This is a genomic window from Sediminibacillus albus (assembly GCF_900101125.1).
Classification (GTDB): Bacteria; Bacillota; Bacilli; order Bacillales; family Amphibacillaceae; genus Sediminibacillus; species Sediminibacillus albus.
In genome coordinates this window covers 1-25,867 of sequence record NZ_FNFL01000005.1, presented here as the reverse complement: position 1 = coordinate 25,867, position 25,867 = coordinate 1, and the positions used below count along the sequence as shown (strand labels likewise).

Here is a 25,867-nt window from a genome sequence, read left to right as displayed (position 1 = left end):
ACTTTCCTACTATATATTTGGCACTTATGTCATATTTCTAAAATTACCATAGGCTTATGGATGCATTTTTAGGCAAATGAAGGTATAAATAAGTACGCTTCCATTTATATACTGAACCATCATTCGATGGGTTATGCAAAAAATGGATAGGTTAGCCTCAAGTAAAGGGCCTTCTGTTTTATCCTGGAGAAATTAGGTTATAAGAAATAACGATAGGAGAAATGGAAAGGCGGGTCGTAAATGACAGCAGAGGTAACGATAATGAATAAACTTGGTATGTCTTTAGCAGCCGATAGTGCCGTGACAAGCGGCAGAGAAGGAGTGCAAAAGGTATATAATTCGGCCAATAAACTATTTTCATTATCCAGAAACCATCCCGTAGGGTTCATGGTATATGGAGCAGCGTCTTTTATGGAAGTGCCTTGGGAAATTATCATTAAATCTTATCGTACCGAACTGAAGGATAAAAAGTTTGATGATTTGAATGACTACTTTACAGATTTTTTGTCATTCCTGAATAATGACGCCCATTTTAAAGCCGATGAAATAGAAGAAATCATTGTACATAGAACCTTCTCCGATATTTTAAAGCGGCTGGTGCTTAAGGTAGAGGAGGAAATCACCCGGAGAAAGCAAGCAGGCGAAGATATGACCGACAGTAAGGTAACCGAATTGTTGAAAGAGACAGTTGAGAAAGATATTTCCTCTTTTCAAGAGATGGAAAAAGATTTTCTTGATATAGATTATCAAAAGTTCAAGGATACTTTCAGCAGTGTAATTACGGAAATAAAGAACGAACTAATTGCCTACAACGTTCCTAAATCATTGCAGGAGAGATTAAATCGCTTAGCTTATGAAGCGATAAAGAAGGACTTTTTCAGTCTTGGAAGCTCTGGTCTAGTAATGGCTGGTTATGGAGAAAATGAGATCTTTCCTCACATGCTTGAGTATCGCCTGGAAGGGTTTATATTCGGCCAAATGAAGTATAAAAAGCTGAGAGAAAAGAAAATCAGCTATACGAACGATAAAGATGCCGGGACGGCATCGATTACTGCGTTCGCCCAGAGAGATATGGTTGATTCGTTTATGGGCGGTATTGAGCCGAATATGGAAGATGCTATTTTCGGCATCATAGACAAGGTACTACTTGGCTATCATGAACAGCTGCAAGAGCATTTAAATATTAAGTTTTCAGAAGAACAGGTTAGTAACATTCAAAAAATGGGTAAGGAGTTATATGAATCAATTCAAGATTCAGTAGAAGAATATCAAAATGACAACTATGTGAAGCCCTTATTAGGAATTGTCCGGTCACTCCCTAAAGAGGAGTTGGCTGAGATGGCTGAGGCTCTTGTCAACCTCACCTATTTCAAAAAAAGACTAACAAGGGCGACAGAATCAGTGGGGCCTCCTATAGATGTAGCGGTAATTACCAAAGGCGATGGTTTTGTCTGGGTGAAAAGAAAAAACTATTTCGACCCGGATATCAACCCGCAGATGTAGGGGGCAAGAAAAGTCTTTATAATAAATAACAGGAGAGGGGCAGGAAGTAATGGCGCTAAAGAATGAGGGCTCGAAGAAAGAGGAATATTTCAAACTGCCTGAAAAAGACCGATTGTATTTTGAACTAGAAGAAGCAGAAAAAAAAGAAAGAGATAATGTTGCTAATAAGGTATTTGAAAAATTTAACCAAAAGCATTCAAATAATAAATAGTCCGGTTTTACCGGGCTTTTTTTATTTCCATCTCTTTTAGCAAGCTTTATTTCCCGCCGTAACAGTAGAGATTGGAACAAAAGGATAGCGGTCAAAACAAAAATCGAACGATGATTCGAAATCCTTAGTATTCGAACTCGTTCGATTTTTGTTTTCTAATGTATCATATACCTTGCGGTCCCGGTGACAACTCTATTTCTTCCTTCGAACAAGGCTCAGTGCTTAACTTCCGCCGGCAGCATACTTCGCTTTCCGTGGTTACGGCTTCAGCCTCTTCGGAAGCAAAAACGGCTTCTTCCGGGGTCTTCAGACTCGTTCTGTTCTCCCTGGAGTCTACGGTATTCTGCCTGCGCTGATAGGCTGTTGGTTGAAAACGGTACGCAGATTTTCAGAGGAGGAAATTCACGAAGACTCCTGCGAGAGGCTCACCAGCCGCCTGCGGAAAGCGTCGTGTATTTCCGCAACGCAGTACTAATGCGTATCCGACTTTTCAGAAATACCTACTTTCACACGCGCGAAAATTCCTCGACCAGCGTTTCAATTAATGTATGTAATGCTTTTTGTCTTTTTAGGGGAAGTTCCTTCATCCGCCTAAGCTGTTCTTTTAACTGGGGATGCTTGAATAAGTAATCGATGATTTCCAATGTTTCCACGCTAATGCCTTCGCTAGCAGAATTATATATGCGATTAAATTCTTTTAGCAGGTCTTCTCGTGGTGTATCCATACCTATAATCAAGTCGACAGATATATTAAAAATCCTGCTTAATTTTATAATCGATTTTAAATCGGGTACGACTGTTCCATTTTCCCATTTGGTAACCACTGAACGAGACACATTCATCTTCTCGGAAAGCTGTTTCTGGGTCCAGCCCGATTGTTCTCTAAAGTATTTAAGGTTATATGCCAGTTGCTCATAATTCATCCGCAGATCACTCTCAGAACTCTTATTTGTTAATCGTTATCGTAACATTATTTATAAACAAAGGTGCGTTTATGTTTGTTCTTAAGGTGAACTTGTAGTAAAATGTTACCAAATAGAACAAATTAAGGGGGGTAATGGTTTGGTTGGATATTTGTCTATTTTTCATGGAGAAAAAACAACGGTGGCTGAACATTTAGCAAGCGTACCGGGTTTAGAAGAGACGCAAATGCTGATGGAACAGGAAGCAGGAGGGACGTTGGCTGTTTACGTTTACGATACGACTAAAACGGCAGTATGGCAAGCGGTGTTAGAATTGGAATGCTCAGGGTTGATTGCGGGCTATGGGTTTGGCGATACAAAAAGCGAAGCATGGGAAAATGGCCATGCCTATCTGACTAAGCGGATGAAAGCAGATGTATAAATGAAAAAATAAGGCTTCCGCCATTTCCATGATGGCGGAAGCCTTACTTAGATTGCCGAACTCTTACCGAAAAAGGGGAGGAATCGGAAAAACGTTAGGAGTAGGGCAACCTGTTATTAACAATCTTATCCACATAATAAAACGGTTATACACAATCTTTGTGGATATTTTCCACATTATCCACAGCCAATAGACAAAAAGTTAATAAGAAATTCATCAACAAATAAAAAGCTGGTAAATCAATAAATTAAGTGACTTATCAACACTGTGCACAACCTCGTGGATAAATGTTACCCACAAACGAATGCAGGCAACTTACTTTCATAGATAAAATACCCTGTTTGCTCTTTGTTAAACTCTTTTTTTCGTATCGAAATACATGCGATCGGCAGACTTAAATTCTTTTTGGTACAGGACTTCCTGTGTTTTGGAAAGGGTGCTTTTCTGAGGCTTGATTCCTTTTTCCTTATTCTTCATGCTATCCCTCATTTCTGCTTTTTACTATTATTGCCTTTCCAATCCTATTTATACTACGGCCTCTCCATCGCCGGTAGCTCCGGTAAGTTGTTTGTAGAGGAAGTATTGCTCCTTGCTAATCACAAATAATTCATAAACAGGCGATTCCTGGTTGACTGCATTGTATGTTTCCGGATATAAAGGTCGTGCAGCAATCATGTAAGGCAGCTTTAAGGCAGCTTTTAATGAGCGGAGGTTGTTATTCCTGATTTTGATAAAAACTGCTTCTATGCCACTTATTAAAAACAATTCTTCAAGGAATTGTTCTTTGGCATGCTTATTGTACCCTTTCCCAAAATAGGGCTGACCAATCCATGTAGCTAAAAACCCTTTGTTATCCTGGATGTCGAATAGATTAATCGTTCCGATTGGGTGCTGGTATTCATTCAAAATCGTCCGTGATATCAGCAGACCACGTTCTTCCTGTTCCATCATCTGTTTGGTTTGGAAGTAAAGTTCATCAGTTGAAAAGGCTTTATGGCGGATAAAAGGGAGGACCTCCGGATGCGCCATTAATTCATATAGTTGAGGTACTTCGTACAAATCACGTTTTTTCAACATAAAAAAATCCCTCCTGTTTTGGAGAGGATGAAATTCACACTAGGAATCCTAGTGACGGCCTCACCCTCGAATTTTTATCAACGACCAACAAAAATTCGGGGTGGGAATCGAACCCACTAGAACCAGATCAACTGGTGGCGCACCATTTGCCTTCCCATTTTCTTTTTTTGGAACTGTTTATGTTTTTTCCTTCATTGTATAGAAATTTCCTGCCACTTTGTCCAGCTGAAACCCCTTGGGGGAAACAGCGCTAACCCTTATAGCGGCAGGATTATTTACAAGAATATATTACACAAAAATGCTCGAAAAAGGAACAAAAGTTTTGACCGAAATTTCGACATGCCCCTCCTGAGAAAAAGCGGGTTAATCCAAATAAGATTAATCGAAAAACAATTCATCAATCGGGGTAAATTTCCCGCAATGCCTCTGCCAGATTAGGATAATGGAAATCATAGCCATAGGTTTGTGCGGTTGCAGGCAACACCGATTGCCCTTGCAGGATTAAGCTGCTCATATCGCCAAGCGCAGCCTTCATCGCGATTTCTGGTACGGGCAGCCAGCAGGGTCTGTGCAAAATGTTAGCCAATGTCTTGCTGAAATCCTTGTTCCTTTGGGGATGAGGGGCAGTAACATTCACCGGGCCGCTGATTTCTTCATTATCCATCGCGAATATAATCATTTCGGCTACATCTTTAATATGCACCCAGGATACCCATTGTTCCCCTGTGCCCACTTTTCCGCCGGCCATTAACTTGAATGGAAGGGCCATCAATGGCAAGGCGCCCTCTTTGCCGAGGATCAGCCCAAATCTGGCGAGAACAGTTCGTACACCGAGTTGTTCTGCTTCCCTGGCCTTGTTTTCCCAGTTGACAGCCACTTGTGCAAGAAAGTCACTGCCAGGTTGATCTGTTAATTCTGTAAACGATTGTGTGCAGGATGTGCCATAGTAGCCAATCGCTGATCCATTTATTAGTACGCGGGGTTTTTTGTCCATTTTTCTAATTAAGTCGATCAGCTGTTCCGTTGCATGCAGTCGGCTGTTCATGATTCGTTGTTTTTTTTCTTCCGTCCAATAGCCAAAAATCGAGTCGCCTGCAAGATTGACGACAGCGTCCAACGCGGGGAGTTCTTTTTCTGGAGCTGTACCTTCATGCAGCCAGCCGATATAGGTAACAAAATCGGTATTGGTGTGCTTTTCAGGACTTCTCGTCAAAATGTAGGTGTGATGGTTTCCGGCCGCAAGCCGTTCTGCTAAATAATTGCCGACAAAGCCAGTTCCGCCTGTAATAGCAATCTTCATTTTATGCCTCCTCATTTATCAATGGATGGTACCTATTATGGGTATTCCTGATAACTAGCTAAATACCTGTTTATTTGGCAGTGTTTTTTCTTTTCTTTGCTATAGAATATTCGTGCTACAATAAAGGGGGGTGAGTGATCTTGGCAAAAATAACACGAATAACCACACAAAAGAAAAGCAAGAGCCGCTACAATATCTTCCTGGACAGGAACAACAAAGAAACATATGGCTTTAGTGTGGATGAAGATATTCTCATCGAATTCCATCTGCGTAAAGGCCTTGATCTGGATGAGTCCACCATCGAAGCACTTATCCAGAAAGATAATATCCATAAGTCCTTTACCCTTGCATTGAACTACTTAAGCTATCGAATGAGATCCAAGAAGGAAATCCACGATTATTTAGTGAAAAAAGAAGTAGAGCCTGACCAAGTGCCTGTCGTTGTGGCACGATTGGAGAACGAAGGCTTTTTGAACGATAAGGAATTTGCTGCTTCATTAGTGAGGACGAGAAAAAACACAACAAGCAAAGGCCCGTTGTTAGTCAAAAAAGAATTGCTGGAAAAGGGTGTCCCCCTTATAACAGCAGAGGAGGCAGTTCAACTGTATTCATATGAGGATCAATATGATAAAGCAGCCAAATGGGTGGAAAAGAAATTAAAAAGCAACGGAACAAAATCTTTCAGGCAGCAGGTGCAAAGTCTTCAGCAAACCCTGATGCAAAAAGGTTTTACCAACGATGTGATTAAGGACGTCCTTTCAGAAATCAATGATGAAAAGGATGAAGACAACGAGTGGGAAGCTGTTGTTTATCAAGGTGAAAAGCTATTAAGGAAATTTTCCTTAAAAGAAAAGGGGCCAGCCCTCAAACATAAGATAAAAGCCGGATTATACAGAAAAGGGTTCAGCTTTGAACATATCGACCGGTTTATTGAGGAGTATGTCGAATAAAGAAAGAAGAAAGCCAGGCTGCCTATTCATGGGCCAGGCTTTCTTTTTTTACCTCACCAATTGAAAGGATCAGTAGATACCTCGCTGTTTTAAATCGGCAATTGCCAGATGGACATGGTCAACGACGTGAGATGCCGTTTTTTGTACATCTGGGTGTGCTGTTGACATCGCATAGCTGTGCGGAGTCATTTCAAGCATTGGGATGTCATTGAATGAATCCCCGATAACCGCGATTTCTTCCGCTGTGACATGAAGCTTTTCAATCAGATGCTGAAGACCCAATGCTTTGCTTATCCCTTTAGGGACAAAGTCGACACAATGGACATCCGATAAGTAGCTTTCCATTTGCGGTCCGAACTGTTCAGTTATTTCTTCTTTTATTTTTATTATTTGCTCTGTTTCTCCGTGGAGCGTGAATTTGGAAGGGAAAATCGTCTTTCCGTAATATTCGGTTAAATTGCTCTCCTCTTTGACAGGGAAATACAGCAGATGTTCAAAGGCCGCTATTTCATCTGTTTTCTCTGCTACATAGACTTCATCAGCTGTAGAAACAGAATAAACGGCAGATTGTTTTGCAATGGCCTTGTGAAGCTGAGTGCTTAAATCCTTGGCAAATGTTTGTGTATGAATGAGTCCTTCTTCGTTATGGTGGACAAAGCCGCCATTTTGGCTGACTCGATGTCCGGTTTGCCCTATTTGCTTTAATACTTCCAGAATATCTCGATCCATTCGGCCGGAGGCGACCGTGAAATCTACTCCTTGCTGGATTAAAGAGTCAATCGCATCGATATCCTCCTGCAGGATATGATTATTTTCTCCTAAAAGCGTTCCGTCTAAATCTGTGACAAATAATTTGAGCATACATAAGCCCCTTTTTTATGATGTGTTGTTTGGTCTATTTCAAATTTATTATCTCAATAAAATAGGCAGTAGATGGCTGGAATAATAACGGGCCTGTAACGGAAACTGCGGTTTGCAAGCTGCTGAACGATGGTTCGCTATTTTTCAATGTGGATCTCAGTGCGTCTGTCGTCCTGGTTGAATATTTGTTCGGCTGCCTGATCAGGTGAAGGGAAATTTTCCGGATTGCTTACATGTTCGCTGTTTTCCCAAAATGGCGTGTTCATTCCACCCATGTATGCCGCAGTAATGGAGACGGATTTACTTTCCCATTCCTTTTGCAGGCTTTCGGTAAAGCCTCTTACAGCAAACTTGCTGGCACAATAGACGGACTCATTGGTTTTGCCTCTAAGCCCTGCAGTAGAAATAATGTTAATGATTCGCCCATTGCTTTGTTCGAGCAATGGCAAGGCGTATTGAGTGACGTGAATCGTTCCTTTGATATTAGTATCGATCACTTGGTCAATTTCGTCAGGTGAGTAAGTAGATAAGGCACCGAAAATTCCCATCCCTGCATTGTTTATCAGCAGATCAAGCTGGTCAAATTGTTCAAAAGCAATCGAGACTGAAGCAGGCTCGGTAATATCGCAGGCGACTGTTTCTGCACTTCCGCCGCTGCTGCGGATTTCATTTTGGACGAGCAGCAGCTTTTGCTCATCCCTTCCTAATAAATAAATAGTATTTCCTGCTGCTCTATACTTATGTGCGAGCGCCCTTCCCAATCCGCTTCCAGCTCCTGTTATGGCAACTACTCCCATGGTTAGCCCCTCCTAGGTCACTATATTTCTATGGTTTGATATTTCTATTGTGGCTAATTGTTGGTAAAATGTAAAATAGGATTGTTACAAGGTTCGGCAGAATAACTGAAAAGGCACCCAGGGGGAGTTTTAATAATGGAAAAAAGATATAGCGAGTACACCGTTGAAGAATTGCGGCAGGAAGTAGCGGCATTGAAGGAAAAAGCCCAGAAAGCAGAGCAATTGGGCAATGTCAGTGAATATGCGATTTATGAGAGAAAAATTCAAATGGCCATTGCTTACACGTTAAACCCGGAGGATTTCCAAAAAGGGGAAACCTATGAATTAGCACAGGATCCGGGCCATACCTTTAAAATTAATTATATCAATGGGGTCTTTGCCTGGGGGAACCGAGTGAATTTGCTAGGACAGACACTGGAAAAACAGGAAGCCGTGCCAATTTCTATTTTGGGCAAAAAATTATAATAAAAACAGTCCCTGCTTTTGTTTACACGCAGGGACTGTTTCTATAATTATCCTTTTTTCTTTAGGACGTCCATGATAATATCCTTCTGGCTCTTTCTAGTTTCGCCATTCACTTGCTGGCTGGCGCGTTTGGGATTGGCGCGCGGGGATTGAAACGGATCTTGATAAAGATTATTGAAATACGGTTTATGTCTGGACACAACAACGCCTCCTCAAAGTTAACGGGATGAAGAATTTTTCATTCTGGCTTGAGGTCTAGTATTAATCGATCCATCTGCCCGTTTCGGGCTAAAGCGAGCTTTGGCACGAGGCTTGCCATCCATTCGTTTATCCGTAAAACCGATTTCTTTATTACGCATTCACATGACCTCCCATTCCACGATTGTTTGTACGTGACGCGTTTTTTAAACCGAAGCATGGAGTTCTGGACTACCCGCAATGTGCGGGCGCATCCGATACGCTGGACTGCAGAAGTAACAGCCACAGATCGTAGCGGATGTCTTCTTTAGTTTTTGCTTTTGTTTGCTGGTTATGTGGTACAATAATTACCGGAGCGGCATGAATGGCCGTGATTTTTCGGTAAAGGGTGACAGGATGCAGGATAGATTCGAACGTTTAGCAGAACGCTTATATGAAAAGAATGAGCAGTTATCGCTGGAGGAAGCGCGGACGTGGGTAGAGTTGTTGTGGGAGGATTTCGATGCAACACGGGCCAAAGCTGGCCAGCCCTATGAGGGAAAAGATGTAACAGAACAGGTGGTTATCCGCTGGATTGACCATTACGGTCCCGATCTCCATGACTTCATTGAAAATAACCCGAAATATAAACGTATGTTTGATAAAAAAAATAATCTTCAATAGAACATAAATAAAGGCTGGTGCTGTTAAAACACCAAGCCTTAAATTTTTTTCATGCTGTTGTTTAGGAAAATGGGGATGGTGAATCCTCAATCACAAGCTTGCGCTGCAGTTTTTTCTCGGAAAAAATCCAGCCTGTATAAGATGTCATGATCCGGTGATTGTCATCAATTTGGACAACCGCGACAAAAGGGTAATGCCCCTTGGACCTGTACCTTAAGTCAATGAACCGTACTTCGGTAAAGTCATCAAAGTAGTTGATTTCCCACCGGTAAACCGGTGAAAAGGAAAGAAATGCGGAAATGTTTTTATCCTGTAGAGCAATTTCCGTAATATTGTCCTCGGGCAGCGGCTGCTTTTCAAATTCGTCGACAATTTCGACATGGCCGTTTTCAACCCTGCCTACAAAGTAACGATTCTCTGTGGTGATGGCAATCCGCCATATGTTTTGCTTCAACGTTGGCGATGTTGCTATTTGTTCCACGTTCGAAATATGGTGTTTTACTTTTTTTACGATTTCCCTTTTATCGATATACCGTTTGATGTAATAAAGGAAAATCACAAAGTAAATCAGAAGCCAGGTGTACCCTGGTTCAGCCCCAAGCACCCAGGCAACAATGCCGATGATGTGCATGACAAAAATATAAGGGTCAAACGTATTGATAAACCCGTATGCAACCCACCTTTGAGTGAATGGCCGGTATGCCTGGGTGCCGTAAGCATTAAAGACATCAACTAATACGTGGATGATCACTGCCAAAAAAGTCCAAAGCCATAAATGAAGGAAATTGACTTCCGGGCTAAACGCGTAAATCAGGCTTGCGATAGCAATTCCCCAAAAGATAACGGCCGGAACAGAATGGGTGACTCCGCGGTGATGTCTTATATAAACAGCATTGTTTCGTAATTTTAAAACAGTGTCAGAATCTGGTGCTTGTGAACCTACAATTGTTCCGAGCATAACGGCGCTATATAAAGCAGGATCACTTTGCACAACGGGATCTAGAGTAGCTAGGCCACCTAGCGCAACCCCCATGACAATGTGGGTTCCAGTATCCATCTAAAATGGCCCTCCTTTTATTTACTGAAGTGCAGTACTTCTAGGTTGAGTTTAATTGATTTGGCCTGATTGGCCGGTAAACATGCAAATATATGAAACCAATGCTTCTTCCAGCTGCCAGCCGGGGAAGCAATAAGGATTATCGTTTTACGCACAGTATCATAATTGTACCACGAAGGATGATCGATTGTGAAAAATGAGCAAGTATCTAAATTAATATACAATTTTAATAAGGACAGCTTCCAGGCCGATTTAATTTCATGGTTTAACAAAGAACAACGCCAGCTTCCATGGCGGGAAGATAAAGACCCATACAAAATCTGGGTTTCCGAAATCATGCTGCAACAAACTAAAGTTGATACGGTTATTCCTTATTTCGCACGGTTTATTGAAAGATTCCCAACGCTGAATGACTTAGCTGCTGCCGAAGAACAGGATGTATTGAAAGCCTGGGAAGGTCTAGGTTACTATTCCCGTGCACGGAATTTACAAACTGCCGTTAAAGAAGTCGCTGCTTCCTATGACAGTAAAGTTCCGGAAGATCCCAAAGCACTGGGCTCTTTAAAAGGTGTCGGGCCTTATACAAAAGGGGCTATCCTCAGCATTGCTTACGACCAGCCCGAACCGGCAGTAGATGGAAATGTGATGCGTGTCTTGTCCCGGGTACTTATGATTGATGAAGACATTGCCAAGCAGAAAACGAGACGCATATTTGAAGAATGTGTCCAGGAGATTATCTCCCCAAACAATCCGTCGGCATTCAACCAGGGCTTAATGGAACTTGGCGCATTGATCTGTACGCCAAGCTCGCCCTCCTGTCTGCTTTGTCCGGTCCGGCAGCATTGCAAGGCATATGCGGAGGGAGTCCAGCAGGATTTGCCAATAAAGAGTAAGTCAAAAAAGCAGAAAAAGGTGGAATACTTTGCTTTTATAGTCAAAGATCAAACAGGCCGATACTTAATAGAGCAAAGGCCGGAAAAAGGGCTGCTGGCCAATCTATGGCAGTTTCCGATGGCACCGTTCGCTGAAACAGACGAGGAGCATGCTGCCGGCTGGTTTGAACAGGTATATGGCCTGAAAATTACTATTAACGGGAAAGTAGACGATATTAAACATGTGTTTTCCCACCTGATTTGGGATGTGACTGTCATGGAAGCAACCGTTGAAGAAGGCAGCTTACGCACATCGCAAAGCAAATTTGTCCCATCGCAGGAATTAAAAGATTATCCGTTTCCGGTGTCCCACCAGAAAATGCTTAAACATGCAAGATGACCAGGTGAAACTCTGCTTAGTTATTTTAAGATAAATTCGATGATTTTATTCCTCATTGGTAACATATGGTTGGCATGGATAATTTTCTTGTGCTGTTTTATTGGATAACTTCGCGCTGATTGGAGAAATTAATTGGTGCGGAGGTGATATGAGATGGCTAATAAAAACCAACCAAACCAAACTAACGCTCAAAAAGTTAGACAACAAAACCAACAGGCTGCACAAGGCCAACAGTTTGGTGCAGAATTTGCTTCTGAGACTGACGCCCAGCAAGTGAAAAAGCAAAACCAAAGAGCTGCACGCGGCGGACAGCAAGCAGGCCAAGCAGGCCAGCAGCAATTTGGCGCTGAATTCGCTTCTGAGACTGATGCTCAACAAGTAAGAAAACAAAACCAAAAGTCTCAAGCTAAAAAGAAATAACTTTCTACCCCCGAATTTTTCAGACAGAAGGAGCTCTCCTAATCCGTGGAGAGCTCCTTTTTCTATTGGTGTATTATTTTCTGGGGGAATCAGCTGCAGTCTATCATTTCCATTTAGATTTCATAATCGTTATAATTGATATAGTAAATAATAAAAACTTTAATCAAAGAAAGGAAGATAGGATGGCTGGCCCACAACCTGGCTCGAGAATGCAAATACAAAGCTATAAACACAATGGCCAGCTCCATCGCGTTTGGGAAAGCAGTACGGTTTTAAAGGGCACGCGAAACATAGTGATAGGAGCTAATGATAGAACCTTGGTCACAGAAAGCGATGGAAGAACGTGGATAACCAGAGAGCCTGCGATCTGCTACTTTCATTCAAAATATTGGTTCAATGTGATTGGCATGCTGCGGAATGACGGAATCTATTATTACTGCAATATTAGTTCGCCTTTTGTTTTTGACAACGAGGCACTGAAATATATTGATTATGATTTAGATATTAAAGTGTATCCGGACATGACTTTTACCTTATTGGATGAAGATGAATACGAGCAGCATAAACAGGCGATGAACTACCCGAAAGTGGTTGACCGGATTTTATGGAATCATGTCGAATATTTAATTCATTGGATCAGACAAAGGAAAGGTCCCTTTGCTCCAGAATTTGTAGATCAATGGTATGAAAGGTATTTAACATATCGATAAAGCTGTATCTGCAATCAACTTATCACGATAAAAGACCCTTGTCTCCGATCGGGCGGCAAGGTTTTTATTGTTCCTGCATAGCCTTTTTCGCCTGTGTAATTCGGACAGGAAGTTTTTTATGCCAAGATGGAGGCAACATAAAAAAATAAATGCAGCTAGATTAGAAAGAGAGGTGGACATCTTGGACAGCATTAAAAGGTATATGGATTTTGTTCGGCCATATAAATGGAAAATACTATGGACGGTTTTAATCGGAATCATTAAATTTGGAATACCATTATTAATGCCGTTAATTGTGAAATATGTGATCGATAATATTATTTCCGCCGATGGGATGACGAATGCGGAAAAGATTTCCGAGTTATTATGGCTGATGGGCGGAGCGTTTGTCATATTTCTTGTGGTTCGTCCGCCGGTGGAGTATTTCCGCCAGTATTTGGCGCAATGGACAGGAAATAATATCTTATACGATATAAGGGATAAATTATTTGACCACATTCAAAAGCTAAGCCTTCGATTTTATTCACAAACAAAAACAGGAGAAATTATATCACGGGTGATCCACGATGTGGAACAAACCAAGAACTTCGTGATGACCGGCTTGATGAATATTTGGCTGGATATGATTACGATTCTGATTGCAATAGCTATCATGCTTTCTATGAACGTTTGGTTAACACTGGTATCAATTGCACTCTTCCCTTTGTACGGGTTTGCGGTCAAGCTATTTTACGGACGGCTGCGCAGCCTGACGCGTGATCGCTCCCAGGCGCTTGCCCAAGTCCAGGGCCACCTGCATGAACGGGTGCAGGGAATGCCGGTAACAAGGAGCTTTGCTCTGGAGGATTATGAACAGGACCAATTTGATCAGCAAAATGCCAACTTCCTCGATAAAGCGATCCAGCATACGTCCTGGAACGCCAAAACGTTTGCTGTCACCAATACGATCACCGATTTGGCTCCATTGCTTGTTGTTGCTTTTGCCGGTTATTTTGCTATTACCGGAGGACTGACAATCGGAACAATGGCTGCCTTTGTCGGCTATATGGATAGAGTGTACAGTCCGCTAAGGCGTCTGATTAGCTCTTCAACTGTTTTAGTTCAGTCGATCGCTTCGATGGATCGTGTGTTTGAATTTTTGGATGAAGAATACGATATCGTTGATGATGAGAAAGCCAAAAACCTTCAGGAAGTCAAAGGGGACGTATCGATTGATAAAGTCAGCTTCAGGTATGACGATGATGATTCGATGGTGCTTAATAACGTGTCGTTAAACGTCAAACAAGGGGAGACGATCGCCTTTGTCGGAATGAGCGGCGGTGGCAAGTCGACATTAATAAGCTTAATCCCAAGATTTTATGATGTAACAGACGGAAGCATTAAAATCGATGGTACCGATATACGAGACGTCAAAGCCCGCTCATTGAGAGACAAAATCGGCATGGTTCTCCAGGATAATATTTTATTTAGTGAATCAATCGCGATGAATATCCGGATGGGCAACCCATATGCCAGCGATGAAGAAGTTATCGAAGCTGCTAAAGCGGCAAACGCCCATGGTTTCATTACGGGCCTTACACATGGATACGATACGATGGTCGGCGAGCGCGGTGTTAAATTATCCGGAGGGCAAAAACAGCGCATTGCCATTGCCAGAGTGTTTTTAAAAAATCCGCCATTGCTCATATTGGATGAAGCAACATCTGCCCTGGATTTGGAAAGTGAACACCTAATCCAGGAAGCGCTGGAAAAGCTGGCATCGAACCGGACTACGTTTATTGTTGCCCATCGACTGTCGACGATTACCCATGCAGACAGGATAGTATTAATAGAAAGCGGTGAGATTAAAGAAGAAGGTTCCCATCGTGAATTAATGAGCCTGAAAGGCAATTATTATAACCTCTACCAAGTCCAGCAGCTCGATGATTCAAAAACCGAATACCTTGGCACATGACGAGTTAATGCTTAAATAAAAACAGTCTGTGAATCAATTTCACAGCCTCTGCTTGTAGAGTAACTTTTAGTTTTTTTATTCTATCGTCGTGGGCGAGAATGCCGCTCGCTTTCCGCGGGACGAACGCCCGAGCCTCCTCGCGAAACCCACCCTGTGGGGTCTCGGGTCACCCGTTTTTCCGCAGGAGTCTCGCGGTACTCCTCCCATGGAGCAGCTCAAAATGGAGAAAGCCTTCATGCTCCGACAGGCAGCTGTCTCGATATAATGCCAATCCTAGACCGTTGGGCATATGTGAAAACTTCCACTACAAAGTAATCGACATTTAGAAAACAGACTAGAAAAAACAGGCTGCCGAGACTTTCTCGACAGCCTGTTTTGTTCTATCTGGTAATTTTAAACTGCTCGGACTGATGGTATTGCTGGTAGCTTTTTAATAATCTTAGCAGGTGTTTCAATTCCCGATGGTACTCCATCAGCTGGGAAGCAAGCGGAAGGAAGATCAATCGTTCCTCTTCTTCTTCCTGGTACACATGGATAAGCGTTTCGACGAGCTTGATAAAATCCGGTTCATAAATAAGCCGCAATGTTTCTTTATGCCCTTTGCGGATTCTCCCCATCGAACTTAAAATTAGTTTTTCATGGGAATGGATTACCTTGTCTAGTTCCTCGACTAATACGTCTTGAAAATTTTTAGGGATGCTTTCGATTTTTTCATCCAGCTGATAGAAGGCTTTCAAAACATCAAACGACTTTTTCGTAGTGGCTATGAGTTGGCGGAATACAATCAACTTTCTTGCTTTAGCGTATTTATTCTTCTTTAAGTATGTCCGTTCCTCGGAGTAGAGGAGGTACGTTTGGTCGATATACCTGATTTCATCCTGGATTCTGGCGATTTCTCCTTTTAATGCCGGCTCGTCTGATAAGTGCCTGGTAGTGACCCGCAGCCATTGCAATATATCAGAGGTAGTGCGGTCGATCCGCTGAAACAGCTTTGTTTCGTATTTTGGCGGAAGAAAAAACAGGTTGACGACAAAAGCAGCGAGAATACCTAATGATAGTGACGAAAAGCGCATAAAAGCAAAGGTGATAAACTCCATTTCAGTAGTTTCCATGATGGCGATAACGGCTACTGCGGCTAACAGCATGGTTGTTTCATTCATTTGCAGCTTCATGCAGATACCAATCACCAGGACGGTGGTAAAGCCGATGACAAAAGGGTCATTTCCCAAAGTGATAACAACAATGATTGCTGTAAGTGCACCGATGATGTTGGCTTGGATTTGCTCTAAAATAGATTGAAGGGAGCGGTAAATGGATGGCTGGATGGCAAATACTGCAGCAATTCCAGCAAAAATTGGTGAAGGAAGGCCGGCCATTGTCGCTATGTATAAAGATATGGCTACCGCCAAACCGGTTTTCAACATTCTTGCCCCAAGTTTCATAATTTTCCTCCTCTGCCTGCACCTTAACTAAGTATATCGCAGCAGGAAAATAGTTTGTAGGATATATAACTATTCTATTATCATCTTCGCAAATTATTAAACCTATTGCTGGGGAGAAAAAGTCCTTTACATAAAAAAAGGAGGCCAATGCTGGTTAGACATTGGCCCCAAATGTTTCATGCTTTGGAAGGGAAGTCAAACAAACTGACAAAAAGCACGAAAATTTAAAAAATTTTCATCTTCATTTTACCACATCCGTTGTGGTTATTCAATTAAATATTCACAATATTGCATAAAAATAAACAGGCGGTCAGCGGTCCGCAAGAGTGAAATGTCAACGCTCATTTTATCCCTAATCTTTCCAATAACAACTCCGGTCGTTACTAACGTTGTAATTCTTCCTTAGAAACAATCCGCCAATCGTGTGCTTTCAGATGTTGAATATACGTTTCAACGGAGATTTCCTCCAACTCTATTGCAAGTGGAGCCAAAGAAACCCAGATTGTATCTGAAGCATAACTAATGGTCACTTTTGCTACTTCGTATCCGTTGTGAAATTTTGAATGAAAGCCTGGATCATCCAATATATCTCCTTTCATAGGCCGAATAGCTGATTCCACTGTTTTCATCATAACCTCCTGGACATCTTTGGATTGTTTTACAGATGTTATAAAAAGCATTAAATGGATTTTCATTTACAGGCAACTTCCTTCCTCTTAAAGAAAACTGGTGACAGTGAAAGCTGGCGAAACGGATGCTACTTTTATAAAAGGGAGCCCAATGAAGAGGCTCCCGGTTCACAAATTTATTGCTGGCTCATAGCTGCAAAAGCTTTTTTGACAGCATCCAGTGTTTGATCGATATCTGCTTCGCTATGTTCTGTTGTCAGGAACCAGGCTTCATACTTTGATGGGGCTAAGTTGATTCCTTCCTGCAGTATCAGCTTGAAGAACTTGGCAAACATCTCTCCATCTGTGTTTTCGGCATCCTGATAGTTCTCGACTTCTCGCTCGCTGAAGTAGACTGTTAACGCTCCGATAAGCCGGTTGATCGTGACTGGCAGGCCATATTCACGTGCGTATGCAAGAATGCCTTGTTCCAGTTTTGCACCGAGTCTATCCATCCTTTGATAGACGCCCTCCTGGTTCAATACTTCCAAACAAGCAATGCCTGCTGACATCGAAGCTGGATTTCCTGCCATTGTACCGGCTTGATAGGCTGGCCCGAGCGGAGCGACTTGCTCCATAATATCTTTTCTGCCGCCATAGGCTCCAATCGGCAGTCCGCCGCCGATGATTTTGCCCATTGCCGTCATATCTGGTTCGATGTTCAATATTTGCTGGGCACTTCCATAAGTAAAACGGAAGGCAGTAATCACTTCATCATAAATGACAAGCGCACCTGCACCGTGGGTCAGTTCATTGACTTGTTCTAAAAACCCGGGCTTCGGTTCCACTATGCCGAAGTTGCCTACGATCGGTTCGACTAACACGGCGGCTACTTCGTCGCCCCACTGGCTGATCGCTTCTTTGTAAGCATCGATATCATTGAAAGGAACGGTGATTACATCCTGGGCGATTGCCTGGGGAACACCAGCGGAATCCGGTGTGCCGAGTGTTGCCGGTCCCGAACCTGCCTGAACGAGCACTGGATCAGAGTGTCCGTGGTAGCAGCCGGCAAATTTGATAATCTTGTTCCGTTTTGTATAAGCACGGGCTACTCGAATGGTCGTCATGACAGCCTCTGTGCCAGAATTAACAAAGCGCACTTTTTCCAAAGAAGGAATAGCATCCTTTAGCATCTTAGCAAACTTGTTTTCCAGAGCAGTAGGGGTGCCATATAAGACACCATTGTGAGCAGCTTTTGTAATTGCCTCTGTAATATGGGGATGGGCATGGCCGGTAATAATCGGCCCGTAGGCAGCGAGAAAATCAATATACTTGTTGCCGTCTACATCCCAAAAATATGCTCCTTGCCCGCGCTCCATATAAATCGGTGTTCCGCCGCCTACCCCTTTATAAGCGCGGGAAGGAGAGTTAACACCGCCAACAATATGCTGCTGGGCTTGTTTATGTAATTGTTCGGAATTCGATATATTCATTGAATAACCTCCATCATTATAATCAATCCCTATTATACCAACAAAGAAAAACAAGCAACAAATCAGAAGGAAGGAATTGTGACAAGTTTGCCTTTCGGCAGCTTGTGAAGCATAGGAAAGGACGGTTTAGTAATAATCGGCCGGGGACTTGAATAAAGAAATACAATAGCGGTTTGTCCAAAAAGGAAAACAAGAATAGAAATGAAGCAGTACAAGAGCTGAAGAATAAAGATAGGCGGGATATTTTGCTAATGACAATGATCATACTAGCGTTGATCACCTGGCTGATTGCCGGAAGTCTATATTCGTTTTTTCGTCATCAGTCGTATAAGCGAAGCCATTTTTCGGTTGAAGTATTTTATACGCTAATCGTTTTATATGTTGCAGTTACCATAGGCTTTGCCATGCTGTATTTTGTTTTATCCTTTAATGGTATCATTTTAATGGAAGGTGATTCGCTTTCCAATGTTGGTCCGCTGGAATCACTGGCACATGCGCTTTACTTCAGTGGTGTCACCTTGATGACTGTCGGCTATGGAGACATTGTTCCGATTGGTTTAGGAAGGGTGCTTGCATTGCTGGAGGCGCTGATCGGCTATATTCTTCCGGCAGCTTTTTTTCTGAAAGTATGGCAATCATCGATGGAGGATAAACAGCAGAAAAAGATAACCGATAAAATGAAAGGCATTCGTTAATTGCCGCTAATTAATAAAATCGATGCATAATTCTCCAAGGTACCGGGTATAGGAAACACTGGTATTGGAGGAATTAGGCAATGTTATCACAAGTGTTAATCGGAATAATCATACTGTTTTTGATAGCCAACCTTTATTATTTTTTCGCAAACAAATCATTTAAACAAAGCTACTTCAGCAGTGTCCTGTTTTATAAGCTGTTTTTCGTTCTGCTGATATTCACCGTTGGTTTTGCCTTCTTGTATTATCTACTTGCAGCAAACGGCCCGGTTCTCGCTGTCTCAGACCCCAATGGAAGCGAGCCGGTCAGGCATGATTTTTTAAACTATCTCTATTATAGCGGGGTGACCATTCTTTCTGTCGGTTACGGTGATATGGTGCCACTCGGCAATGCCCGCTTCTTTTCCCTGATTGAAGCTGCCATCGGCGTACTACTGCCCACCGCCTATTTCTTGAAGGCACTTAGTGGATCAAGTGATAACAAAGACGAATCGTGACAATCGTTTGTATCTTTCCGGTAAGTCGGCTATTCTTATAGGGACAGACAATATAGGAAAAATAACATTATCACAGGTGCTTTTTGCTGAGTATTTGAGGAGGTATAAAGGATGGTCGAAACAGGGAAACAAGCTCCAAATTTCAAATTGAAGGCGAATAACGGGGAAACGGTACAGCTTTCCGATTATAAGGGGAAAAATGTCGTGCTGTATTTTTATCCGAAGGACAATACACCAGGTTGTACCACGGAAGCATGTGATTTCCGCGACAGCCATGAAAGCTTTGCTGACGTCGATGCTGTCATCCTGGGAGTAAGTCCAGATTCAGAGGAAAGCCACAAGAAGTTCCAGGATAAATATGACCTGCCCTTCCTGCTGTTGGTCGATGAAGATCATCAAGTGGCAGAAGATTATGGCGTATGGAAGTTAAAAAAGAACTTTGGCAAGGAATACATGGGAATTGAACGATCGACGTTCATCATTGATAAACAGGGTGTTCTGCAAAAGGAATACCGTAAAGTGAAGGTCAATGGCCATGTCGAAGATGCGCTAAACTATATTAAAGAAAACCTAAGTTAAAAGGGCTTGTCTGACAGCCCTTTTTTTATATTGCCGATTTGGAGGGTATTCTCGTCCTTCAGTCTGGCAATCATCTCCGTCTGCAGTCTGTTTTCTCCTGTGGATGGAGGAAACGACGTCCTACATAGCGAAGAAGTATATAGACAATGAGGAGGGGAACGATGAGAGATCCAAGGCTTACCGAACTGGCAGATGTACTGCTTTCACATTCGTTAACAATCAAAGAAAAGGAAAAGGTGTTAATTACCGGAAACACCATTGCAAAGCCGTTAATCAAAGAATTGATTAAACAAGCTTATCAACTGGGAGCATTGCCATATGTGGAAATAGTTGATGATGAATTAAGAAGGTTACAAGTGAAGGAGATAACCGAGCAGCAATTAACGCTCCAGAATAAATGGGACTTGGAACGTTTCAAGGATCTTGATGCTTTTATCCAAATCGTTGGAGAAGAAAACGATGCAGAGTTTGGCGAAATTGCTGCGGAAAAATGGGAGCTGACAGGCCGCGTTACCAAACCTTCGATTGACTACTTGATTGATCATAAGAAATGGGTGCTGTTAAACTATCCGACAAAAGGCGCCGCCCAAAAAGCGGGCAAGAGCTATGACAGCTTTTATGATTATTTGATCGATGTATGTACGGTTGATTACAAGCACATGGAAAAAGCGCAGCAGCCGCTAAAAGAGTTAATGAATAAAACGGACAAGGTACGGATTACCGGAGAAGGAACTGATTTGTACTTTTCGATTAAAGATATCCCGGCGGTTATGTGTTTTGGAGAGCGAAACATTCCGGACGGGGAGGTTTACACAGCACCTGTTAAAGACAGCGTCAACGGGACCATTACCTATAATACCCCCTGCCCATACCGCGGGGTAACCTTCCACAATGTCTGCTTAACCTTTGAAAATGGAAAAATAGTCAAAGCGACAGCAGATAAAACAGAGGAATTGAATAAAATACTCGATACAGATGACGGGGCCAGATTTATCGGAGAATTTGCTTTAGGGCTGAATCCGAAAATTACCGAGCCAATGGGTGATATTCTGTTTGATGAAAAAATCGCCGGGAGCTTACATTTTACGCCTGGGGAAGCCTACGAGGAAGCGCCTAATGGCAATGAATCTTCTGTCCATTGGGATATGGTGCTGATCCAGCGGCCTGAATATGGCGGGGGAGAAATCTATTTCGATGACGTGTTGATTCGCAAGGACGGTGAGTTTGTCCTCGAGGAACTGAAAGGATTAAACCCTGAACAATTAAGGTAAGTGTTGCAGGCAGTTCAGTTTTTACACGTTATTTTTCAGAATGTAGGCAAACCCGCTATACAAGGAAATTGTGGAGGCATATATTGTACTATATTCTGAAACCTCCCCTATAATATATGAAATTGGAGCGCAGGGAACCGCCTTGCGCTCTTTTTTTGCCCTCAGAGATTGCTGGCCGCTGCTTTTTCCTTTCTTATAAAAAGGGTAAAGGTTTATCATATACTTATAATAACGCTGCTTAGGAGGAAAAGCTTATGATCATTTTATCATCCGCTCCGCTTCCGGAGGATATCCGTAAACATCTGCAAGCGAATTATCCAACCTACGATTTTCACTTTTGTAATGATATCGAGGAAGCGCGGCCGCTGCTCAGCAAGGCTGAAGTCTTATTAACGTATGGGGAGGATTTAACAGATACGCTGATTGACGAGGCCGAACAATTAAAATGGATCATGGTGTTATCGGCCGGGATGGATGAGATGCCATTTGAAGAAATTAAGCGGAAACGAATACTCGTCACTAATTCCCGCGGAATTCACAAAATACCGATGGCAGAATACGCCATCTCGATGATCCTGCAAGTCTCGCGAAATGCCGCCTTATTCCTCGACTGCCAGCGAAACCACCAGTGGGCGCGTGGTGAAAGGGCAGGTCTTCAGGAAATCACCAGTAAGACAATGGTAATTGTCGGAGCAGGAGCGATTGGCCAGGAAGTGGCAAGGCTTGCTAAAGCCTTTCGTATGAAAACAATGGGCATTTCAACGACCGGAACGGCCAAAGCCAACTTTGATGAAATGTACACACAAAAGGATTTTCCGTCTGTTCTGGCAAATGCTGACTTTGTTATCTCGGTATTGCCGAGCACAGAGGAGACAAAGGGTTTTTTCCGGTATGAACACTTTGAAAGAATGCCGGAGTCCGCCATTTTTCTCAACATGGGCAGAGGCGATGCGGTAGCAGGTGAGACAATTATTAAAGCGCTGGATGATCGGCAAATCTCCCATGCAGTCCTCGATGTTTTTGAGCAGGAGCCGCTCCCCGAGGACCATCCGCTTTGGGACCATGAAAAGGTAACTGTCACGCCGCATGTTTCTGGTGCATCACCGGAATATTTGCCAAGGGCAATGGATATATTTGAAGAAAACCTGGAAAAGTATTTAAGCGGCAGTAAGCAGCTAATCAACCATATTGATTTGGATAGGGGGTACTAAGGTGAGGATTTATACAAGATCGGGCGATAAAGGGAAGACATCTTTGATTTATGGGACAAGAGTAGCCAAAAACGATGTAAGGGTAGAAGCATATGGGACATGTGATGAGGCCAATTCGTTGATCGGACTGGCAGTGAGCCATTTATCCAAAAGTGACTGGCCGGAAAGCGACCGTTTCCTTGCGGGCATGCACCGTATCCAAACGATTCTGTTTCACGTCGGAGCAGAACTGGCAACACCAAAGGAAAAAGAGGTTACCTGGAAATTAACAGATGACCACATAAACGAATTAGAAACCCAGATTGATGAATGGGATGAACAGCTTCCCGCTTTGAAAAATTTCATCCTTCCGTCTGGCACTCCGGCAGCGGCAGGCCTGCATGCCGCCAGAACAGTTGTCAGAAGAGCAGAAAGGCTAGCTGTAGCGCTTCAGGACGAACTGCCAAACGAACGAGTTATTTCTTATTTAAACAGACTTTCCGATTTTTTATTTGTGGCAGCAAGGTATGCCAACCTCAAAACGGGGGGAGAAGAACTGCCGCTGAAAGCTGATGTATAGTCTAAGTTAGCTTGGTTGCTAATATACTTTTATTGACAGAGTGTTTGATGAGCGGTTACACTAATTATAAGAATTATAAACTAATAATGTTGATAGAGAAATTCCAATCCAGATATGCAGCAATGAATGAAGCTGGCGAACAAGCAAAACTACGGAATGATTTAGCAGCGAAATCAGTTAGTGAAAGCGAGGTGCATGACGGTGTCTGAAGTCCAACTTCAAGAAGCTGTCGGTAGGCTGAAAAACTCAGGCGTAAGAATAACACCACAGCGTCATGCGGTACTAGAGTATTTATTGAATGCAGAGATCCATCCCACCGCTGATGATATATACAAAGCGCTTGAAGGAAAATTCCCCAACATGAGTGTTGCTACCGTATATAATAACCTCCGGGTTTTCCGGGAAATTGGCTTAGTCAGGGAGTTAACATACGGCGATTCTTCCAGCCGGTTTGATTGCAATACGTCGGACCACTACCATATTATTTGCGACGCTTGCGGAAAAATTGTCGATTTCCACTACCCTAGCCTTGACGAGGTGGAATCACTGGCGGAGAAAGTTACAGGCTTTGACGTAAGCCATCATCGGATGGAGATTTACGGAGTCTGTGAAGATTGCAAGAAAACACCACAGCATTAATATATGCTAAAAACCCTTATCCTTCTTGCGGAAAGGGTTTTTTGTTTTTTTTAAAACAAAAAAAGAGGCTGTCCCATTCATGTATATCGGGACAAGCCTCTTTGTTGATTATTCCGGTTTTTGTGTTTCTTCCTTTAGAGCCTTACGATAATCCTTGGAATTATATCGCTCGTCAAATTCTTTACCTTCCAGATTTTTATCGACAGTCAATGGCTGTTTACAGTGCATGCAGGCATCGACCCGGCCAATTATCTTTGTTGGTTTATCACATGAAGGACAGATGATCTGCCGGGCTCTGGTGGATAACATCCCTATCCAGAAATAAACGACCGTGCTAAATATGATACATAATAAGCCTAGTATGAAAAAGACAGCCATCAGCCATTCGATTTTTTTAGTCAAGATACCTAAGTACATAACGCCAAAACCGATAAAGATTAAACTTAAGGCAAAGGTGCGGATTTTATTTATTTTACTCGTATAATTTAAAGCCAAAGCTTTCCCTCCTTAACTCTACACAGGGTAGTATAGCATAAATTCATCGGAAAACTTATCCCCTTAAAAAGGATTTTTCGAGAATTTATCGAATTAGTTTCTATTCTCATTTATGGAGGAATATCATGAAGGACTTATTACGACCGATTTACCAGGAAAGAGCAAGTCAATCAAATACATTAGGTATATTAATAATAGAAAAGAACAAGCCGGTCAGCCCGGTTACGGATAATTTTGATGTGATTCTTTTAGTCATTGGCCGCGATGTAGAGCAGGCCTGGTATGTAAAACATTATCAGTTTGATGGAAAAAAGGCAGCCATGCACATTGTCGATGAAGAGTTATTACATTACTGGATAGATACTAGCACCTACCGTCGGGCTGTAGAGTGGGTCATCAACGGGCGTATTGTATTTGACCGTAATGAATACATCGCCAACCTTAAAGAAGAGTTAAGCAGTTTCCCGCAGGAGAAGCGTGAATTTAAAATGGCACTCGAATTTGCCAAGCTGATAAGAAGCTATGGAGAAACGAAAGACTTATTTCAAACAGAACAGTATTTAGATGCATATAGTAGAATTGTCCGTTCCCTTCATTATTTAGCAAGGCTGGCTATTATCGAAAAAGGCTACCATCCGGAAGTGGTGGTATGGAACCATGTGAAACGGATCGATATCGAAGTTTATAAACTTTATGAGGAATTAATCAACAGTGTCGAACCAATTGATAAGCGTGTGGAGTTAATGCTGCTCGCTTTGGAATTTGCCATCAGCACACGGGCAAAGTCCTGTTCAGCACATCTATTAGAAATAATGAATAGGAAACAAGAGGCCTGGACCTTCGGTGAACTGAAGGTTCATCCGGAGATCGAGGCATATGCCTTCGATCTAGGTTCGATGGTCGAGTATTTAACAGAGAAGGGTATCATCGAAGCGGTTCAGGTGGAGACTAAAGGAAAGAACATTTATCATCGAAAATATAAAGCAATAACTTCTTAAATATGATAAGCTAATAACCGTGCTTGTATCCAGACGGGTACAGGAAGGCGAAAGAGCAGTGTTATACAGACTCTTTTCCGGGCTTGTAATTTTTTTACGAAATGTGTTGACTCTCTCTCGCCTGCATGGTATATTATTAGACGTCGCTTCGGCAGGACATCAAAAACAAAACATTTTGAGAGAAAAAAAGTCATTGACTTACTAATCTCATCATGTTATAGTAATTAAGTCGCCAAAAACGGCGGACGCAACAATTTGATCTTTGAAAACTGAACAAAACAACCAGTATGTCAAGTAAGAAACAAGCTAGTTTTTTGAACGAGCAAGCAAGCTCATATTTTATGGAGAGTTTGATCTTGGCTCAGGACGAACGCTGGCGGCGTGCCTAATACATGCAAGTCGAGCGCGTGAAGCAGCCGGATCCCTTCGGGGTGAAAGCTGTGGAACGAGCGGCGGACGGGTGAGTAACACGTGGGCAACCTGCCTGTAAGACTGGGATAACCCCGGGAAACCGGGGCTAATACCGGGTAATACTTTTCTTCGCATGAAGAGAAGTTGAAAGGCGGCTTTTCGGAGCTGTCACTTACAGATGGGCCCG

Annotated in this window: 32 protein-coding genes and 1 rRNA gene; 20 read left to right on the top strand and 13 right to left on the bottom strand. The window is 42.5% G+C overall.

Annotated features, from left to right (window positions below; translation table 11 throughout):
• Positions 1–240: 240 nt before the first annotated feature.
• Together BLR93_RS13125 and BLR93_RS18095 are read left to right on the top strand one after the other, a co-directional pair.
• On the top strand, positions 241–1,503 hold the full coding sequence (locus BLR93_RS13125) for a hypothetical protein (protein ID WP_093215405.1): 1,263 nt from the start codon (positions 241–243) through the stop codon (positions 1,501–1,503).
• Between the two features lie 49 nt (positions 1,504–1,552).
• Positions 1,553–1,714, top strand: coding sequence for a hypothetical protein (locus BLR93_RS18095; protein ID WP_175559359.1), 162 nt, complete (start codon positions 1,553–1,555; stop codon positions 1,712–1,714).
• Positions 1,715–2,220: 506 nt separating this feature from the next.
• Here BLR93_RS18095 and BLR93_RS13120 read toward each other — a convergent pair.
• The gene (locus BLR93_RS13120; protein ID WP_093215402.1) at positions 2,221–2,637 is read right to left on the bottom strand and encodes a helix-turn-helix domain-containing protein; all 417 of its coding nucleotides are present in this window, start codon (positions 2,635–2,637) and stop codon (positions 2,221–2,223) included.
• Positions 2,638–2,776: 139 nt separating this feature from the next.
• Between BLR93_RS13120 and BLR93_RS13115 the strand changes: the two genes are divergently transcribed.
• A complete protein-coding gene (locus BLR93_RS13115; protein ID WP_093215399.1) occupies positions 2,777–3,058 on the top strand; it encodes a hypothetical protein in 282 nt (93 codons plus the stop codon).
• Positions 3,059–3,409: 351 nt separating this feature from the next.
• Here the strand turns inward: BLR93_RS13115 and BLR93_RS13110 are convergent, their stop codons facing one another.
• The 3 genes from BLR93_RS13110 to BLR93_RS13100 all read right to left on the bottom strand — a co-directional run bounded on the left by BLR93_RS13110 (position 3,410) and on the right by BLR93_RS13100 (position 5,435).
• Positions 3,410–3,535, bottom strand: coding sequence for a YfhE family protein (locus BLR93_RS13110; RefSeq protein WP_139184424.1), 126 nt, complete (start codon positions 3,533–3,535; stop codon positions 3,410–3,412).
• Positions 3,536–3,583: 48 nt separating this feature from the next.
• Entirely contained in the window at positions 3,584–4,135 is a 552-nt protein-coding gene (locus BLR93_RS13105) for a GNAT family N-acetyltransferase (RefSeq protein WP_093215393.1), read from the bottom strand.
• A 397-nt stretch (positions 4,136–4,532) separates the two neighbouring features.
• Positions 4,533–5,435 (bottom strand): TIGR01777 family oxidoreductase, encoded by a 903-nt coding sequence (locus BLR93_RS13100; protein WP_093215391.1) that lies wholly within the window; start codon positions 5,433–5,435, stop codon positions 4,533–4,535.
• Between the two features lie 134 nt (positions 5,436–5,569).
• On the opposite strand from BLR93_RS13100, the gene recX reads away from it, so the two are divergent.
• Positions 5,570–6,385: a recombination regulator RecX gene (gene recX, locus BLR93_RS13095; protein ID WP_342720571.1), complete on the top strand. Its 816-nt coding sequence runs from the start codon at positions 5,570–5,572 to the stop codon at positions 6,383–6,385.
• Positions 6,386–6,454: 69 nt separating this feature from the next.
• On the opposite strand, the gene BLR93_RS13090 is transcribed toward recX, so the two are convergent.
• Entirely contained in the window at positions 6,455–7,246 is a 792-nt protein-coding gene (locus BLR93_RS13090; RefSeq protein WP_093215385.1) for an HAD family hydrolase, read from the bottom strand.
• Positions 7,247–7,383: 137 nt separating this feature from the next.
• A complete protein-coding gene (locus tag BLR93_RS13085; RefSeq protein ID WP_093215382.1) occupies positions 7,384–8,043 on the bottom strand; it encodes an SDR family NAD(P)-dependent oxidoreductase in 660 nt (219 codons plus the stop codon).
• A gap of 135 nt (positions 8,044–8,178) precedes the next feature.
• On the opposite strand from BLR93_RS13085, the gene BLR93_RS13080 reads away from it, so the two are divergent.
• Positions 8,179–8,508, top strand: coding sequence for a YfhH family protein (locus BLR93_RS13080; protein WP_093215379.1), 330 nt, complete (start codon positions 8,179–8,181; stop codon positions 8,506–8,508).
• Positions 8,509–8,555: 47 nt separating this feature from the next.
• Here BLR93_RS13080 and BLR93_RS13075 read toward each other — a convergent pair whose 3' ends face one another.
• Both BLR93_RS13075 and sspK read right to left on the bottom strand, forming a co-directional pair.
• Positions 8,556–8,708, bottom strand: a complete 153-nt coding sequence (locus BLR93_RS13075) for a YpzG family protein (RefSeq protein WP_093215376.1) — start codon at positions 8,706–8,708, stop codon at positions 8,556–8,558.
• An 18-nt stretch (positions 8,709–8,726) separates the two neighbouring features.
• A complete protein-coding gene (gene sspK / locus BLR93_RS13070) occupies positions 8,727–8,867 on the bottom strand; it encodes a small acid-soluble spore protein K (protein WP_093215374.1) in 141 nt (46 codons plus the stop codon).
• Between the two features lie 235 nt (positions 8,868–9,102).
• On the opposite strand from sspK, the gene BLR93_RS13065 reads away from it, so the two are divergent.
• Positions 9,103–9,369, top strand: coding sequence for a YfhJ family protein (locus tag BLR93_RS13065; RefSeq protein ID WP_093215371.1), 267 nt, complete (start codon positions 9,103–9,105; stop codon positions 9,367–9,369).
• A gap of 61 nt (positions 9,370–9,430) precedes the next feature.
• On the opposite strand, the gene BLR93_RS13060 is transcribed toward BLR93_RS13065, so the two are convergent.
• Positions 9,431–10,426, bottom strand: coding sequence for a metal-dependent hydrolase (locus BLR93_RS13060; protein ID WP_093215368.1), 996 nt, complete (start codon positions 10,424–10,426; stop codon positions 9,431–9,433).
• Between the two features lie 189 nt (positions 10,427–10,615).
• Here BLR93_RS13060 and mutY point away from each other — a divergent pair, with 189 nt between their 5' ends.
• The 4 genes from mutY to BLR93_RS13040 all read left to right on the top strand — a co-directional run bounded on the left by mutY (position 10,616) and on the right by BLR93_RS13040 (position 14,782).
• The gene (gene mutY / locus BLR93_RS13055; protein ID WP_093215365.1) at positions 10,616–11,698 is read left to right on the top strand and encodes an A/G-specific adenine glycosylase; all 1,083 of its coding nucleotides are present in this window, start codon (positions 10,616–10,618) and stop codon (positions 11,696–11,698) included.
• Positions 11,699–11,851: 153 nt separating this feature from the next.
• Complete coding sequence (locus tag BLR93_RS13050) at positions 11,852–12,118, top strand: gamma-type small acid-soluble spore protein (protein ID WP_093215362.1); 267 nt, start codon at positions 11,852–11,854, stop codon at positions 12,116–12,118.
• 182 nt (positions 12,119–12,300) lie between these two features.
• Positions 12,301–12,828, top strand: coding sequence for a nucleoside tri-diphosphate phosphatase (gene ntdP, locus BLR93_RS13045; protein ID WP_093215824.1), 528 nt, complete (start codon positions 12,301–12,303; stop codon positions 12,826–12,828).
• Between the two features lie 181 nt (positions 12,829–13,009).
• Complete coding sequence (locus BLR93_RS13040) at positions 13,010–14,782, top strand: ABC transporter ATP-binding protein (protein WP_093215822.1); 1,773 nt, start codon at positions 13,010–13,012, stop codon at positions 14,780–14,782.
• Positions 14,783–15,162: 380 nt separating this feature from the next.
• Here the strand turns inward: BLR93_RS13040 and BLR93_RS13035 are convergent, their stop codons facing one another.
• The 3 genes from BLR93_RS13035 to BLR93_RS13025 all read right to left on the bottom strand — a co-directional run bounded on the left by BLR93_RS13035 (position 15,163) and on the right by BLR93_RS13025 (position 18,325).
• Complete coding sequence (locus BLR93_RS13035) at positions 15,163–16,224, bottom strand: FUSC family protein (RefSeq protein ID WP_093215359.1); 1,062 nt, start codon at positions 16,222–16,224, stop codon at positions 15,163–15,165.
• 383 nt (positions 16,225–16,607) lie between these two features.
• Complete coding sequence (locus BLR93_RS13030) at positions 16,608–16,853, bottom strand: hypothetical protein (protein WP_245690156.1); 246 nt, start codon at positions 16,851–16,853, stop codon at positions 16,608–16,610.
• A 176-nt stretch (positions 16,854–17,029) separates the two neighbouring features.
• Positions 17,030–18,325, bottom strand: a complete 1,296-nt coding sequence (locus BLR93_RS13025; RefSeq protein ID WP_093215353.1) for a glutamate-1-semialdehyde 2,1-aminomutase — start codon at positions 18,323–18,325, stop codon at positions 17,030–17,032.
• Between the two features lie 251 nt (positions 18,326–18,576).
• Between BLR93_RS13025 and BLR93_RS13020 the strand changes: the two genes are divergently transcribed.
• The 8 genes from BLR93_RS13020 (at position 18,577) to perR (ending at position 23,776) form a co-directional block, all read left to right on the top strand.
• Entirely contained in the window at positions 18,577–19,020 is a 444-nt protein-coding gene (locus tag BLR93_RS13020; RefSeq protein ID WP_093215819.1) for a potassium channel family protein, read from the top strand.
• Positions 19,021–19,100: 80 nt separating this feature from the next.
• Positions 19,101–19,517: a potassium channel family protein gene (locus BLR93_RS13015; RefSeq protein WP_093215350.1), complete on the top strand. Its 417-nt coding sequence runs from the start codon at positions 19,101–19,103 to the stop codon at positions 19,515–19,517.
• A gap of 111 nt (positions 19,518–19,628) precedes the next feature.
• A complete protein-coding gene (gene bcp / locus BLR93_RS13010; RefSeq protein ID WP_093215347.1) occupies positions 19,629–20,096 on the top strand; it encodes a thioredoxin-dependent thiol peroxidase in 468 nt (155 codons plus the stop codon).
• Between the two features lie 161 nt (positions 20,097–20,257).
• On the top strand, positions 20,258–21,367 hold the full coding sequence (locus tag BLR93_RS13005) for an aminopeptidase (RefSeq protein WP_093215344.1): 1,110 nt from the start codon (positions 20,258–20,260) through the stop codon (positions 21,365–21,367).
• Positions 21,368–21,621: 254 nt separating this feature from the next.
• Positions 21,622–22,578, top strand: coding sequence for a D-2-hydroxyacid dehydrogenase (locus BLR93_RS13000; RefSeq protein ID WP_093215341.1), 957 nt, complete (start codon positions 21,622–21,624; stop codon positions 22,576–22,578).
• Between the two features lies 1 nt (position 22,579).
• Positions 22,580–23,137: a cob(I)yrinic acid a,c-diamide adenosyltransferase gene (locus BLR93_RS12995; RefSeq protein WP_093215338.1), complete on the top strand. Its 558-nt coding sequence runs from the start codon at positions 22,580–22,582 to the stop codon at positions 23,135–23,137.
• Between the two features lie 47 nt (positions 23,138–23,184).
• The gene (locus BLR93_RS18090) at positions 23,185–23,346 is read left to right on the top strand and encodes a hypothetical protein (RefSeq protein WP_175559357.1); all 162 of its coding nucleotides are present in this window, start codon (positions 23,185–23,187) and stop codon (positions 23,344–23,346) included.
• Entirely contained in the window at positions 23,333–23,776 is a 444-nt protein-coding gene (gene perR / locus BLR93_RS12990; protein WP_093215335.1) for a peroxide-responsive transcriptional repressor PerR, read from the top strand. The genes BLR93_RS18090 and perR overlap by 14 nt, the downstream gene beginning before the upstream one ends.
• A 108-nt stretch (positions 23,777–23,884) precedes the next feature.
• Here perR and BLR93_RS12985 read toward each other — a convergent pair whose 3' ends face one another.
• Positions 23,885–24,271, bottom strand: coding sequence for a YgzB family protein (locus BLR93_RS12985; protein ID WP_093215332.1), 387 nt, complete (start codon positions 24,269–24,271; stop codon positions 23,885–23,887).
• 125 nt (positions 24,272–24,396) lie between these two features.
• Here BLR93_RS12985 and BLR93_RS12980 point away from each other — a divergent pair, with 125 nt between their 5' ends.
• Both BLR93_RS12980 and BLR93_RS12975 read left to right on the top strand, forming a co-directional pair.
• Positions 24,397–25,269, top strand: coding sequence for a nucleotidyltransferase-like protein (locus BLR93_RS12980; protein WP_093215330.1), 873 nt, complete (start codon positions 24,397–24,399; stop codon positions 25,267–25,269).
• Between the two features lie 338 nt (positions 25,270–25,607).
• A 16S ribosomal RNA gene (locus BLR93_RS12975) occupies positions 25,608–25,867 on the top strand; the annotation flags it as partial.